The sequence below is a fragment of the Stenotrophomonas sp. SPM genome, from assembly GCF_003105135.1.
Classification (GTDB): Bacteria; Pseudomonadota; Gammaproteobacteria; order Xanthomonadales; family Xanthomonadaceae; genus Stenotrophomonas.
Genome location: NZ_QETL01000002.1, coordinates 42,855 through 57,442, shown reverse-complemented (window position 1 = coordinate 57,442; position 14,588 = coordinate 42,855). Strand labels below are relative to the sequence as shown.

Below are 14,588 nucleotides of genomic sequence, written 5' to 3'. Positions count from 1 at the left end.
CAGGCGGCGGCTGACGAGGCCGTAGAGGTCCTGCAGTTCGGTGGCGCGCTGGGGCGCGTTGTGGAGGTCGTGCCGCGGGAGGAGCGGTGGGTGTTTGGAGGATGAGCGGCGGGTGAGGCGTAGTCGAGCAAGCTCGACACTACCGGTCGGGGGCTACGCGATGTGGAAGGAGGCGCGGTGGGTGGCATCGAAGTGGAGCGCTGCTACGGCCACCGTGCCGACCATGGGTAGCCGCGCGAGTGCGTGCTTCTCCCAGGGCTCTGCTGCGCCTTCCACATCGGCATCCACGGTGTGCACGCGGTACTCGCCCGGGTAGTCATCCAGCGCATCGTCAAAGGGGCAATCGAGCACCCACTGGCGTGAAGTCTCATCGGCTACCCACATCAGCCGCGGCAGGTCGTGGAACCCGCGATAGGCGAGGATGCGGTAGTGACCTGGAGGCAGAGGCATCGGCGTTTCCTGCGGTGGCGCGGAGGGATGGCCGCGTCTCTACGATACGCCTTGGGCTGGGGTCAGAGCCCTTTCCTGCCAGGAGCAGTCGAGCAAGCTCGACTCTACCTACGGCCTAGGCGCCCGCGCGGCGACGGTGGCCAGGCGACGGCTGACCAGGCCGTAGAGATCCTGCAGTTCTGCGGCACGGCCGGGTGTCATGTTGCTGCCGAAGAGGACGCGTGCGAGGGCGGCTTCGTGGGTGTCATCGGGGAAGCGTTCGCGGGCGCGGTAGACGTTCTGGAAGACCAGCCAGACCAGGCGCAGGCCACCGCCGGGGAGCGGGCGCACGAGGCGTTCGTAGGCCTGCCAGAACTGGTATTCGGCCTGCAGATCGACCGTCGGCGCCGCGTAGGGCACCGGACGCGGGCGCCCGTGGGCACGCGGGCGGGTCGGCAGGTAGGCGGGATCGGGCTGGGCCATGGTGGACAGCATGCCCCAGGAACATTGTGGGAACCTTGCGTGGGTGCCGGAATATCAGTGCGGGTTGTGCAAAGTGTGGCAAAGGGACGGGTCGGATCCCTTTGCGGAGCAAAGGGCTCTGACCCCGGGTGACGCGTGCGCCGTTTTGGTAGATGCCAACCTTGGTTGGGAGGTTTTTCGGTGCCGGAAACATTCCGCCGGGCATGGCCCGGCGCTACCGGATTGCGCAGGGAGCATCCACGCATGGCGTGGATCTACTTAGAAGGTTATCGACGTGCTGAACATCACCTGCCGTGGGGCGCTGCGCTGCAGCGTCTGGTAATCGCCCGAGAACGAGGAGCCGGCAATCGTGGCGGTGCCGATGTTGTTGCGGTTGAACAGGTTGCTCACATCCAGCCGCAGTTCCAGCCCGGGCAGCACACTGCCCTCGCCCAGTGTGTAGGCGGCATAGGTGCTCACCTGCCAGAACGTGGGCACGCGGATATCGTTCTCGTACGTAAACGGCTGGCGCAGGTACGAGGTGCTGGTGGCACCAAAGCGCCAGTCACCAAAGTGCGCCGACAGATCACTCACCAGCGAAACCTGCGGGTAACCGGGCTGGGCGTTGCCCTTGATGGGGTACACGCTATCGCCCACCACGAAATCGCTGCCGTAGTACGAACGGGCCACGGCCACGCCCTGGTAGAACTGCACGCGGTCGGTAATGTCCGCGGTAATGCCCAGGTCCGCACCAATCACATGCATCTTCGGCATCAGCCGCACGGTGTTGATCTGCGCGAACTGCGTGCCGATGGCGGCTGACAGCAACCGGTTGCGGATATCGTTGTAGAACACATCGCCGGTCAGCGTCAGCCGCTCGAAGCGGCGCGTCGCGCCCACGGTGAAGTTCCAGTTCTTCTCCGGCCGCAGCGTACCGGCCACACGGTCGAACTCATCCTGGTCACTGATCGTCCACGCCGAGGCGGTGTAGCCGATGTTGCCGCGCTGGGCCACGCGGTAACCGTTCATGGTGTTGGCGATGTCGATGAAGGCATCGGTGGAGTCGCTGGGGCTCCAGAACAGCGAAACGTGCGGCAGGAAGTTGTCCTTGGCACGCAGCGCGCCATACACCGGCCGGTCCGGCGTATCGCCGAGGCCACCGCCTTCGGTGTGGAAATCCACGGCCTTGAAGCCGACGCCCAGCTTCAACGTATCGCTCAGCGCAATGTCATCGTGCAGGTAGAACTGCTGCGAGCGGGTGACCCAGCGCGAGGCGTTGTCGGTGAGGAAAGCCGGGCCATACACATCAAACGGACCAGTGGCCTTCAGCGGCTTGCCCTGCCCCAGCAGCGGCTGCTCGTACCAGTCGGTGCGGGCGGCGGCCTTGCTCTGTTCCTGCCAGAGCCCTGCGGTGAACGTATGCGCGCCGATCTCGAACTGCAGGTTGGCCATGCCGCCCAGGCGGTTCACGCGCGGGGTCTGCACCTGCTCGGAGAACGGTGCGCCGTTGGGCGATGGCACGGTGGGGTCGGTCAGCGTGGCCTGGGTGTGGCTGTTGGCGTTGTACAGCTGCACGTTGCCGCTGAGTGTGGGCGTGATCTGGAAACGATGATTGATGGACGCCACGCGGTCACGGGTGATCTGGCCGGTGTCGTAGGGAATCAGTTCGGACAGCTCGCCGCAGGTGTAGGCACCGCAGGATTTGTCCGCATTTTCCGGCGAGGCGACGTAGTACGCCCACGCATAATCGGGATAGAAACTGTCGGCCTTCCAGCCCAACTTACGGATCATGTCGAAGGAGATGTTGTTGTAACCCCAGACTTTGGCCTTGCTGTCGGAGGCGAAGACGGTGAAGTCACCCCAGGCCACATCCTGCTGCGCCTTCAGGTTGCCGCGCAGAAAGTCCTGCGTGCCTGCGCCCTGGTACTTGTCCGCCGAGACGCGCTGCACGTCGACCAGCACTTTCGGGCCGTGCTCGCCCAGCTGGCCGGTCTGCGCAGACACCGTGGTGACCAGGGTGCGGTTGCTGCCCACGCCTTGCTTGATGCGCAGGCTTGCCGTGTCCTGCAGGTCGCGCAGGCGATATTCCAGGCTGCCGCCGTTGGCGCTGCTGGAAAACACACTGACCGGCGCGCCGCCCGGGCTGACGGTGATCGCGCCGATGCCATCGGGCACGCCGACATTCACCACGCTGGTGCCGGTGAGCGAGAGAAAGCCGTTGTCATTCAGCGGCACGCCTTCGAAGGTGATGCCCATTTCATTCATGCGGAAACCGCGCACGAACAGGCTGGTGGCGGAGATATCCAGGCCCAGGCCATCGGTGGCGGTGTAGCTGGCGCCGGGCACGGCCTTGAACATGGCCAGCCCGTTGTTGCCGGTAACCATGCCATCGAGGTCGGCGGCGTTGATGATGTAGCGGTTGGGGCCGACCACCTGCGTGGGTGCGACGGCGGCACCGCGCGGCGTGGCGATGACCTGCAGGGCATTGAGGGTGGTGGGGGCGTCGTTGGTTTCGGCGGCGTAGACCGGTGCGGCGAGGGCCGTGCTGAGTGCCAAGGCGAGCAGCGTCGTGGGTGGAGTGTTCATGGCCAGATCCAGGTGCAGGGGGAAGAAGACGCAGGCACACGCCCAGCGCGTGGCAGCACCGGCGGCGATGCTGTGGCTGGAATGCGATTGCGTTGAAGGGGCGGCGGCGCTGTACGCGCCGATCAGGGGCAGTGGAAGACGTTCAACTGCCAGGCGATGCGATGGAGTGATTTCGACGGTCGGAAGTGTTGCACTGCCGTGCCGCGCACGCCATTGCACCGTAGTACAGCGCGGTTATACGCGGGTATCGTGCGGGCCTGGTAGAGGCCGACCTTGGTCGGCGCTCTGGGTCTACGTGTGCCAACCAAGGTTGGCACCTACCAGAGCAATGGCTTACTGCAACACGAACCGTTCGATCGCCCGCGCCACGCCATCTTCGGAATTGGTGCTCGTTTCAAAACGCGCCACTGCCTTCACTGCGTCGATGGCGTTGCCCATCGCTACGCTGGTGCCGGCGAACTGCAGCATGGTCAGGTCGTTTTCCTGGTCGCCGATGGCCATGACGTTGGCGCGGTCGATGCCAAGGTGCTCGGCCAGCTTCTGCAGGCTCGGCCCCTTGCCGGCGCGGTGGTCGAACACTTCCAGGAAGAACGGCGCGCTCTTCAGCACGGCGAAGCGCTCGGTCAGTTCGGCCGGCAGGCGCGCGATGGCCGCGTCCAGCACCTCGGGCTCGTCGATCATCATCAGTTTGATGAAGGACATCGACGGATCCATGTCCTCCACGCGGCGGTACGACAGCGGCACGTGCGAGAGGTGCGAATCGATGACGGTGTAGCGGCTGATGTCCTGGTTGGGCGTGTACAGGCGCTGGCCATCGAGGGCCTGGAAGTGCACGCCGATATCGCGCGCGACCTGTTCGCAGTAGCGGAAGTCTTCGAAGCTGAGCGGGAACTCGGCCACGTTCTCGCCGGTGCCCAGTCGCCGCACCAGGCCGCCGTTGCAGGCGATGCAGTAGTCGTCGTCGCCGTTGATGCCCAGTTCCTGCAGGAACGGCGCCAGGCCGGACACGGGACGGCCGCTGGTCAGCACGATATGCACGCCCAGCGCGCGTGCCTGCGCGATCGCCGCCTTGGCCCGCTCGGTGAGCTTGTGGGCGGGGTCCAGCAGGGTGCCATCCATATCGATGGCGACCAGTGCGATGGTCGATTGCCTGCGGCCCATGTCCATCAACGTCCAACCTTGCATGTGGGGACCGCTATTTTAGGGCAGTCGCGCCCCTGCCCGCCTCATGCGCGGTTCATACCGCCGGGCGCGGCTGCAGGGATACTCAGCAAGCCTGTGCGCCCCCCACCGCAGGACGGCCCCCATGACCGCCCTACCCTGGAGATCCTGACGCATGACCTACCGCGCCCCCGAGGCCACCGACACCGCACCGCTGGCCGAGCAGATCGAAGACCTGATCCGCGGCCTGCCCGGCGAGCACATCCGCGTGGGTACGCTGCTGCAGGCGCTGGGCGACGAGGGGCTGATGCTGATCGTGATCCTGCTCTCGGCGATCTTCCTGATTCCGGTGTCGATTCCCGGGCTGAGCACGGTGTTCGGTGCGTCCATCCTGCTGATCGGCCTGAGCCGCGTGCGCGACCGCCCGCTGTGGGTACCGCGCCGCCTGGCCGAGCGCGAGGTAGCGACCGAGAAGCTGAAGGCCAACCTGGGCCGCGCCCTGAAGTGGGTGCACCGCATGGAGCGGTTGTCGCAGCCGATGCGGCTGGCGGTGATGGTGCGTTCGAAGAAGATGATGCGGCTGAACAACCTGGCGCTGGTGTTTGCCACGCTGTTGTTGATGGCGCCGGCGGGGCCGATTCCCTTCAGCAACACCCTGCCCGCGCTGGCGCTGATGTCGTTCGCGATCGGGTTCATCCAGCGCGATGGCGCGGCGGTGGCGGCGGGTTATGCGTTCGTGGTGGCCACGGTGGTGTACTTCGGCGTGCTGCTGGGTGGGGTGGGGTTTGCAGCGGAATCGGTGTTCAGTGGGATGCGGGGTGGCAGCGCGTCTGGGTAAACGGGTGCTGGCCGTTTGTAGAGCCGAGCCCACGCTCGGCTGCTTCTCGATTTTTGTAGAGTCGAGCCGTGCTCGACTGCTTCTATCAACAGCAGTCGAGCACGGCTCGACTCTACAAGAGCCATAACCAAAGCAGCCGAGCATGCGCCCGGATCTACAAATTCAGGCCCGGCACACCGGCGGGCGGGCGCCCATCCACTGCGCGGCACCCGGCCGCAGCACGATCGCTTCCCCATCCTGCCCCCGCAGATAGCGCACACGAATCCGCGTGCGCTCACGGGTGATCGACAACAGCGCCGGCGCTCCCGCAGCCTCGGCCGCAACCGTGGTGCCGCCTTCCTCGCGCAGCACCAGTACCTGCGGTGGCAGTCCCTCGCCTTCGAAGGGCTGCCAGAGCACGGCCGTGCCGCCGCCGTAGGCAATGAAGGACAGCTCTGCGCCCAGCAGGTCACCCGATTGCGGGTGCACGCAGACGTTGGAGTAGCTGCCCTGCCAACCCGATGCGGACACCGGGTTGGCAACCACAAGGCCCGTGCACAGCAGCGCGGCCCACATCATTGCCCTGGACATCCCTGTCACTCCTCGGCCTATGGCCTGGTGTTGGTGATGGGCGAACTCTACTTCGCCGAGACATGCTCGACTGCTTCTGATCTTCTGTAGAGCCGAACCATGCTCGGCTGCTTCTACCAACAGCAGTCGAGAATGGCTCGACCCTACAGAAGCCAGAGCCAGAGCAGCCGAGCGTGGGCTCGGCTCTACAAGTACAACGCTCCGGCTATTTTGCGGAAACCCGCCACACCACATCGCCGACATCGTCGGCCACCAGCAGCGCGCCGTCGGCGTCCATCGCCATGCCCACCGGGGCGCCCATCAGGGTCTTTTCATCCTTGGAGGTGAAGCCGCTGACCACCGCTTCCGGGCGCCCGGTCGGCTTGCCATCCTTGAACGCGACGTAGACCACTTCGTAGCCGCTCAGCGGCGAACGGTCCCAGCTGCCGTGTTCGCCGATGAACGCGCCGCCGTGGTACTTCGCCGGCAGCGTCTGCGCCGTGTAGAACATCAGGCCCAGCGGCGCCACGTGCGAGCCGATGGCGTAGTCCGGCACGATGGCCTTGGCCACCAGGTCCGGCCGCTGCGGCTGCACGCGCTCGTCCACGTGCTGGCCGTAGTAGCTGTAGGGCCAGCCGTAGAAGCCGTCTTCCTTCACCGAGGTCAGGTAGTCGGGCACCAGGTCGGCACCGATCTCATCGCGCTCGTTGGCGACCGCCCACAGCTTGCCGGTGCTCGGTTCCAGGTCCAGGCCGGTGGGGTTGCGGATGCCCGACGCGTAGATGCGGCTGCCACGGGTGGCCACGTCCACTTCCAGCACCACCGCGCGGCGGTACTCGACGGCCAGCCCGTTCTCGGTGATGTTGCTGTTGGATCCCACGCCCACGTACAGCTTGCTGCCATCGGCGCTCGCGCGCAGATCCTTGGTCCAGTGGTGGTTGATGGTGCTGGGCAGGTCGGTGAACTCGCGACCCTTGTCGGTCATGCGGGTTTCGCCGGGCACGTAGTGGTACTGCATGATGTTGCCGGTGTTGGCTACGTACAGCGTGTCACCGATGAGCTGGATGCCGAACGGCGAATGCAGGCCTTCGATGTAGACGTGCTGGGTCCAGGTATCGGTGCCCGGCGTGCGGCGCAGCAGGGTGACCCGGTTGCCGCCCTTGCCGGCCTTGCCCGAGCGCGCCTTCACCTTGCCGGCGATCCACTGCTTGGGCGTGGTGACCGGCTCTTCGCCGGGGCCATTGCCTTCCACCACCAGCACATCGCCGTTGGGCAGGGTGAGCAGGCGGCGCGGGTGCTGCAGGTTGGCGGCGATGCGCTCGATCTTCAGGCCCTCGGCCACGGTAGGCGCCTGGCCGTCGGCCCAGCCCACGCCCTTGGGCACCTGCATGGGTGGCATGAGGAAGTTGGCCGGCTTGGGCAGCGGCGGCTGCGCACCGGACTGGTCGGCCGGATGGTATTCGGCTTTGCCCGCGCAGGCGGCCAGCATCACCGACAGCGAGAGGATGCCCAGCGCGGGCAGGATGCGATCAGCCATGACGACCTCCGTGCAGCACCGGGAGCTGCAGCGACAGCAGGATGAAACCGATGGCGATCAGGCCCACGGTCAACGCGGAAAGAATGGTGCCCGGCACAGCCACCGCGTAAGCATCGCGGCTGTGTACGAAGGCGTTCCAGATGGCCAGCACGATGGCGACCAGGTTCAGCAGGAAATCCACGCGGTCCAGGCCGGTGGCGGTGCCATTGCGGCGCCAGACCGCGAACAGGTTGATCAGCCGCGGGATGATGGCGATGAGCAGACCGAAGGTGATGAGCCAGGCGGCGGACTTTCCCCACATCACCTCGGCGGTGTTGAGGTAGAGGACGTCGAAGATGAGGCCGGCCACGAAGAAACCGAACGGTATTGGATTCAGCAGGCTGAAAAGCGTGGTACCCAAGCCGCGATGGGCCTGGGCGACGGGATTGACCATGGTCGTGCTCCGGATAGGAAGGGGGTACACGGCCGTAGTAGCACAGCCGGCGGGGAGGTCGCGCGATGATGGCCGTTGGGGGTGGCGCCGGGCTTGGATGGATGTGCCGACCAACGGTCGGCACCTACCGGGATGGCCACGACCGGCGGCACCGGCCAATCGCGGCGATCAGACCGGCAGCAGCCTTCCGTCTTCACTGCGTTCGAAGGCGGTACCCGCCGGCGCGTCCACCACTGCCAGAACGGCACGATCGTAGTTGGCGATGGTGTTCACGTTGTACACGCCGGAGTTTCCTGGTTCGTCCAGGTAATCCTCGGTCTCGTCGCCGGCAAGAAAGCGCCAGCCACTGTCGACGTCGTTGTCGGGCTCCTCGCGATAGCAGTAGCCCACGGGCTGGCCATCAACGGTGATGCGATCGGTGGCGATGCATGCGCCATAGCCCTCCAGCAGCGGGCTGATCTGCTCGGCGGTGAGTCGGAATTGTTTCGGCTTCATGGTGCCTCCTCAGCGGACGCATGATGGCATGGGAGAAGTATGCCGAGCCCGGAGGGATGTGCCGACCAACGGTCGGCACCCACCAGGGCGATGGTCGGGGTCAGATCCCTTTGCGGCGCAAAGGGCTCTGACCCCACACCAGGGCGGCCTCAGGCCAGCGAGGCCAGCGCGTCCACCAGCGCGTCCATCTGCTGCGGCCGGGTGAACACCGACGGCGTGACCCTCACGCAGGCGCCCGATTCCAGGCCATCGCGGTACGTGGTGAACACGCGGTGCTCATCCAGCAAGCGCTTCTGCAGCGCCATGTTGTCGGCCACGCTGGTGCGGCCGCGCAGGCGGAAGCTGGCCAGTGCGCTGGCCAATGCCGGGTCCGGCGAGGACAGCACTTCCAGGTGCGCCATCTGCCGCGCGGGCACCGTCCAGCGCTCGCGCAGGTAACGCAGGCGTGCCTGCTTGTTGGCCGAGCCGATGCGCTGGTGCAAGGCAATCGCTTCAGGCAACGCCAGATACGCGGCGAAATTGACCGTACCGGTGTGCACGCGGCTGCCCACGCGCCCATCGTCGGTCTCGCCCATGTACGGGTCGAGGTCGGCCACGCGGCCCTTGCGCACGTACATCGCACCCACACCCACCGGCGCGCCGATCCACTTGTGCAGGTTGATGCCCACGAAATCGGCCTTCAGGTCCGGCACGGCGAAGGCGATCTGGCCGAAGCCATGGGCGGCATCGACGATCACATCGATACCGCGCGCACGCGCACGCTCGGCAATCTCGGCCACCGGCAGCACCAGGCCGTGGCGGTGGCTGACCTGGGTCAGCAGCACCAGCTTCAGCTTCGGCAGCCGCGCGAAGGCGGCATCGTAGGCCTGCAGGATCTGCGCGCGATCGGGCACGGCCGGCAGGGCAATGCGCTCCACCTGCACGCCGCGCCGCTGCTGCAGCCAGCGCATGGCGCCGATCATGCTGTCGTAGTCCACATCGGCGTACAGCACCTGGTCGCCCGGTGCGAGGCGGTTGTAGCCGCCGATCAGGGCCAGCATCGCCTCGGTGGCGCCACGGGTCAGCACGATCTCGTCGGTGCCCACGCCCAGCATGTCGGCCACCTGGCGGTGCACGGCCATGTACTCGGCAGGGAACGTGTGGCGCCCATACCAGGCGTTGCCGCGGTTCACCTCGGCGGTGTGCCGCTGGTAGCTGGCCAGGGTCTCGCGACCCATCGCGCCCCAGTAGCCGTTTTCCAGGTGGTTCACTTCATCGGTGATATCGAAGTGGCTGGCCACGGCGGCCCAGTAGCCTTCATCGCGGGCCAGCACGTCCGGCGCCACGGTCGTTGCAGGAATTTCCATGGCTGCAGGATAGCGTGCAGCGACCATGGCAGGCAGTGAAGACAATGCTGCGGCAGCCGGCAGCAGGGTGCCGGCGCGCAGCAGGTTACGACGGCAGCTGTCCATCAGAAGGTCAGCCGGTACTGCGCGTACACGTTGGCGCCGTCGGTGTCGTAGGGTGCGTTGCGCGAGTAGATCAGGCCGCGGCTGGCCTGGAAGGTCGCCTTGTCCGGGTAACGGTCGAACACGTTGTCCACGCCCACGCGCAGGCTGTGATGCTCGTTGATGCGGTAGCCGGCGGCCAGGTCGAGGAAGGTCATGTCGCCGAAGCGCTGGTAGATATCGCCGGTCGCATTGCCGGTCGAATCGGTCCAGGCGCCGTAGTAGCGCACGCGCGCCATCAGCGACCACGCGCCCACGTCCCACGTACCGGTGAAGCTGCCCTTGTGTTCCGGCAGGCGGTCTTCGAACAGCACGCGCTGGGTTTCGTTGGTGGCCACCGAGGTGCTGCCGTTGTCCACGCGGGTGCGGTTGAAGTTGTAGGCCAGGGTCAGCGTCATGCGGCCGGTGCCGAGGTCGCGCAGGTAGTTGCCGACCACGTCGACGCCGCTGGTGGTGGTGTCGAAATCGTTGGTGAAGTAGTTGACCGAGGTATAGCCCAGCGGATTGGGCGTGCCGGCCGGAATGGCGAAACTGGCCGACTGGCTGAAGCGATCGCTGAGCTTGATGCGGTACACATCCACCGAGCCGGACAGGCCCACATCGGTGCGCCAGGTCAGGCCCAGCGAGGCAGTGCGCGATTCTTCCGGGGTGAGCGGCTTGGCGCCGAGCAGCTGCGCCAGCGGATCATTCGGCGACAGGCGACCGCTGGTGAAGATCTGCAGGGTGCGCGTGTCCAGGCCCTGGGTGGTGCTGGTGGTGTTCAACTGCGCCGGGGTCGGCGCGCGGAAGCCGGTGGAGAACGTACCGCGCAGGGCCACGTCCTGGGTGATCGCAAAGCGGGCCGACAGCTTGCCGTCCACGGTATTGCCAAAGCTGGAGAAGTCTTCATAGCGGCCGGCGGCACCGATGCTCCAGCGCTCGCCCAGCGGCACTTCCATATCGACATAGGCGGCGTGGCTGCGCTGGTCCCACTTGCCGGCCTGGGTATCGGAGAAGCCCGGTGCGCCGTTGGCATTGGCTTCCAGGCCTGCCGCTGCGCCGGGGCCGACCGCGTACGAAGCCGGATCGCCGGCGCGCACTTCATAGGTTTCCTGGCGGAACTCGGCACCGAAGGCCACGTTGACCGGCTTGGCCAGCGCGGCGACGTCCCACTCGTAATTGAAGTCGACGTTGGCGTTCTTCTCGGCCTGGGTCAGGCGGCCGAGGTCGAACGAGGTCGGGCTGTCCGGGCCCAGCGAGGCGTTGATCGCATTGTCCAGGCTGTAATCGATGGCGTTGCGGCCGTACGACGCGCTGACATCCCAGCGCAGCTTGGGAGTGATCTCGCCGCGCAGGCCGCCCACCAGCTGCAGGTCGTTCTGCACGTTGCCGTACTGCGGGCTGAAGCCCACCGGATAGATGGAACGCAGATCCCAGCCGGGGAAAATGCTGGTGGTGCGGTAGGCGCCGGTGGTGGTGTCCGGGTTGCGCCAGTTGAAATCGCTGACGCCATCGCTGTGGCTATACAGGCCGAAGGCATAGACCTCCAGCGTATCGCTGGCATTGGCCTTCAGGTTGAAGCCCACGCGGCGGCTTTCCAGCTCCGGCTGGCCCCAGCGCTGCACGGGATTGGGCACGTCCAGATCCGGGTGCGCGGCCTGGAAGGCGATGGCATCGGGACGCTGGCGGGTGCGCGAGGTGGCATCGGAGTTCGACGATTCAGCGAACAGCGCCAGGCTGCCGTAGTCGCCCAGCGCCCAGCCGGTGCGGGCGCTGAAATCGCGCGAGGCACCATCGCCCTGCGCGTACTGCGAGTAGCCCGCGGTAATCTCGGTGCCGGGGCTGTCCTCAAGAATGATGTTGATGACACCGGCGATGGCGTCCGAACCGTACTGCGCCGAGGCACCGTCGCGCAGCACTTCGATGCGCTTGATGGCGCTGGTTGGAATCTGCGCGAGGTCGGCGGCCTGTGCGCCGCGGTTGCCCAGCAGGGCGCTGCGGTGGAAACGACGGCCGTTGACCAGCACCAGGGTCTGGTCCGGCGACAGGCCACGCAGGGTGGCCGGGCGCACGAACACCTGGCCATCGGCCATCGGCAGGCGCTGCACCACGAACGACGGCACCAGCTGCGCCAGCACGTCCTTCAGGTCGGTGGAATCAACGGACTTGATGTCTTCCTTGGTGAACACATCCACCGGCGCCAGCGTTTCGAACTGGGTGCGGTTGGAGGCGCGGGTGCCGGTGACCAGCATGGCGTCCAGCTGGGTCGGCGCGGCGGCATGGGTGCCGCCATCAGGGGTGTCTGCCGTACTGGCATCTGCTGCGATCGCGCCTCCTGCGCTGACCATGGAAAGGGCGAGGAGGATGGAACGCGACAACAACGAGCTCTGCACGACGGGTACTCCGGGACTGCACGACAGGGTCAGGCGCGCCTGTACAGGCGGCCTGGACAAGTCGCGCAGTCTCGGCGCGATGTGTGAAGCGGGCATGACGCGAAGACGACAGTTTTCGCGGCCCAACCCGCCTGGTGACGCCCGGAAATCGCCTGTGCCGCAAGAACTGCTAAACGCTGCACGCGGTGATCCGCTACGCTCCCAGGCAAGCAACCCGGGGGGCGCAATGAGCGCGGCAAGCCAGGCACTGTGGTACATCGAGACGCACGCCGCGCGGCCGCTGGCATTGGCTGATATCGCAGCGGCTGCCGGCGTTTCGCCCTTCCATCTGTCGCGCCTGTTCCAGGCACGCACCGGCACCTCGGTCGTGCGCTACCTGCGCGGGCGGCGCCTGACCGCCGCGGCCCAGCAACTGGTGGCCGGTGCGACGGACATCCTGCCGATCGCCCTGGAAGCCGGCTACTCCACCCATGCGGCATTCACCCGCGCGTTCTGCGAGCAGTTCGGGCAGACACCCGAACGGGTGCGCGACAACGGCCTGGACGGCCTGCCTCTGGTACACGCCGTGCGGCTGGACGATGCGCCCTCACCCTGCACCGAAGCACCACGCCTGCTGGATGCGCCTGCGCTGGATCTGGCGGGCATCGGCCAACGCCATGGGCGCGAGGGCAGCGGGGCCATCCCCAGCCAATGGGCGCGACTGAACCGCTCTTGGCAATCGCCGGTTCCGGTCAGTTTCGGCGTGTGCTGCAACCACGATGATGACGGCGGCTTCGACTACGTGGCCGCGCTTCCGGCCAGCGCGCTGCCGTCCGTGCCCGCGGGCTGGCAGCGCGTGCGGGTGCCGGCGCAGCGCTATCTGGTGGCGTGGCACGGCGGGCACATCTCAGCCATCCGCTCAACCTGGTTCTGGCTGCTGGACACCTACCTGCCCTCGGCCGGGCTGGATCTGGCCAACACCCAAGAACTGGAGCGCTACGACGCGCGCTTCGATGAGCACAGCGGCCATGGCGGCATGGAGATCTGGCTGCCGGTCACCGAACGATCCCACTGAAAGGACACAGGCAATGCAGATGAAGGGAATGCTGTTGGCGCTGTTGTGCAGCGTGTTTCCGCCGGCCGTGCTGGCGCAGGACTGGAAGGCGGGTGAACAGCACGGCACGACCGCGTTGCCCAGTGCACGGGTGCGTGATGCTCAGCAGCGCGCCACGCTGCGCTTCACCGTATGGTACCCGGCACCCGCATCCAGCAACGAGACACCGCTGACCATTGGCGCGCCGGATGCCCCGTTGTTTGACGTGGGCAGATCGGCTATCGGCGCGCCCATCGCGGGTGATCGACTGCCCACACTGCTGCTGTCGCATGGCAACGGCGGCAGCGCACGGATGATGGGATGGCTGGGTACGGCACTGGCCCGCGCAGGGTATCTGGTGATTGCGGTGGACCACCCCGGCAACAACGGTGCCGACGAAATGACGCTGGCCGGCAGCATGCTGGCCTGGTTGCGCGCTGACGATCTGCAGGCCGCGTTGGCGGCGGTGCAGGCGGATCCTCGCCTGGGCCAGCATGTGGACGCGCAGCGCCTGGGCGTCGTCGGCTTCTCGGCTGGTGGTTACACCGCCTTGCTTGCCGCCGGTGCACGGCCCGAGCTGCAGCGTCTGCTGGATTTCTGCACGGGCCATCCGGACGACGGCGTGTGCCTACCGCAGCAGGAAGCCGCGAAGCATACGCTGCAGGCTCGGCTGCAAGCGGCTGCATCCCCGCAGCTGCGGCCGTACATGGCGGCGGCTGATCAGTCGCGCGCGATCAGCGGCGTGCGTGCCGTCTATCTGCTGGCGCCGGCGATCGTGCAGGCGTTTGCGCCCGCGCAGCTGCAGGCGCTGCGGCAACCGGTGTCCGTTGTGCTTGGCGATGGCGATGCAGTGGCTCCGCCGGCCACGAACGGCGAGATACTGGCGGCGCAGGTACCCGGGGCGACGCTGCAGCGTCTTGCGGGCGTGGGCCACTATGATTTTCTGGCCACTTGCACGCCGCTGGGAGAACAGCGTATTGCGCCGTTGTGCAGCGGCACGGTGCCCCGCTCGCGCACCCATCGTGAGGTTGAAGCGGAGGCCGTCGCGTTCTTTGGCCAGGCGCTTCAGTAGAGGCCAGCCTGCTTCACTGAGTGGCGTGCGGGAGAGCGTGCCGACCACGGCTGGCATCTGCCAGGACAAAGCAGTGCCGCGGGGTAGAATCGAAG

The 14,588-nt window shown here is 66.6% G+C and carries 13 protein-coding genes; 3 read left to right on the top strand and 10 right to left on the bottom strand.

Annotated features, from left to right (window positions below):
• Positions 1–153 precede the first annotated feature (153 nt).
• The 4 genes from DCO49_RS01670 to yidA form a co-directional block, all read right to left on the bottom strand.
• Complete coding sequence (locus DCO49_RS01670; RefSeq protein ID WP_116862524.1) at positions 154–450, bottom strand: hypothetical protein; 297 nt, start codon at positions 448–450, stop codon at positions 154–156.
• Positions 451–558: 108 nt separating this feature from the next.
• Positions 559–924, bottom strand: a complete 366-nt coding sequence (locus tag DCO49_RS01665) for a hypothetical protein (protein ID WP_243402622.1) — start codon at positions 922–924, stop codon at positions 559–561.
• A 246-nt stretch (positions 925–1,170) separates the two neighbouring features.
• Entirely contained in the window at positions 1,171–3,477 is a 2,307-nt protein-coding gene (locus DCO49_RS01660; protein WP_116862523.1) for a TonB-dependent receptor, read from the bottom strand.
• 333 nt (positions 3,478–3,810) lie between these two features.
• Complete coding sequence (gene yidA / locus DCO49_RS01655) at positions 3,811–4,644, bottom strand: sugar-phosphatase (RefSeq protein ID WP_116862522.1); 834 nt, start codon at positions 4,642–4,644, stop codon at positions 3,811–3,813.
• Between the two features lie 169 nt (positions 4,645–4,813).
• Here yidA and DCO49_RS01650 point away from each other — a divergent pair, with 169 nt between their 5' ends.
• Positions 4,814–5,476 (top strand): exopolysaccharide biosynthesis protein, encoded by a 663-nt coding sequence (locus tag DCO49_RS01650; protein WP_116862521.1) that lies wholly within the window; start codon positions 4,814–4,816, stop codon positions 5,474–5,476.
• Positions 5,477–5,638: 162 nt separating this feature from the next.
• Here DCO49_RS01650 and DCO49_RS01645 read toward each other — a convergent pair whose 3' ends face one another.
• From DCO49_RS01645 to DCO49_RS01620, 6 genes are all read right to left on the bottom strand, one after another.
• A complete protein-coding gene (locus tag DCO49_RS01645; RefSeq protein ID WP_133249375.1) occupies positions 5,639–6,046 on the bottom strand; it encodes a hypothetical protein in 408 nt (135 codons plus the stop codon).
• 205 nt (positions 6,047–6,251) lie between these two features.
• Positions 6,252–7,562, bottom strand: a complete 1,311-nt coding sequence (locus DCO49_RS01640) for a sorbosone dehydrogenase family protein (protein ID WP_116862519.1) — start codon at positions 7,560–7,562, stop codon at positions 6,252–6,254.
• The gene (locus DCO49_RS01635) at positions 7,555–7,995 is read right to left on the bottom strand and encodes a DUF2231 domain-containing protein (protein WP_116862518.1); all 441 of its coding nucleotides are present in this window, start codon (positions 7,993–7,995) and stop codon (positions 7,555–7,557) included. Before DCO49_RS01635 ends, DCO49_RS01640 begins: the two co-directional genes overlap by 8 nt.
• Positions 7,996–8,163: 168 nt before the next feature.
• Positions 8,164–8,490: a DUF2185 domain-containing protein gene (locus DCO49_RS01630; protein WP_116862517.1), complete on the bottom strand. Its 327-nt coding sequence runs from the start codon at positions 8,488–8,490 to the stop codon at positions 8,164–8,166.
• A 149-nt stretch (positions 8,491–8,639) separates the two neighbouring features.
• On the bottom strand, positions 8,640–9,941 hold the full coding sequence (locus DCO49_RS01625) for an aminotransferase class V-fold PLP-dependent enzyme (RefSeq protein WP_116862516.1): 1,302 nt from the start codon (positions 9,939–9,941) through the stop codon (positions 8,640–8,642).
• A complete protein-coding gene (locus DCO49_RS01620) occupies positions 9,941–12,349 on the bottom strand; it encodes a TonB-dependent receptor (protein WP_116862515.1) in 2,409 nt (802 codons plus the stop codon). Before DCO49_RS01620 ends, DCO49_RS01625 begins: the two co-directional genes overlap by 1 nt.
• A 226-nt stretch (positions 12,350–12,575) precedes the next feature.
• On the opposite strand from DCO49_RS01620, the gene DCO49_RS01615 reads away from it, so the two are divergent.
• Both DCO49_RS01615 and DCO49_RS01610 read left to right on the top strand, forming a co-directional pair.
• Positions 12,576–13,403, top strand: a complete 828-nt coding sequence (locus DCO49_RS01615) for an AraC family transcriptional regulator (protein ID WP_116862514.1) — start codon at positions 12,576–12,578, stop codon at positions 13,401–13,403.
• 28 nt (positions 13,404–13,431) lie between these two features.
• Positions 13,432–14,493, top strand: coding sequence for an alpha/beta fold hydrolase (locus DCO49_RS01610; RefSeq protein WP_243402621.1), 1,062 nt, complete (start codon positions 13,432–13,434; stop codon positions 14,491–14,493).
• Positions 14,494–14,588 lie beyond the last annotated feature (95 nt).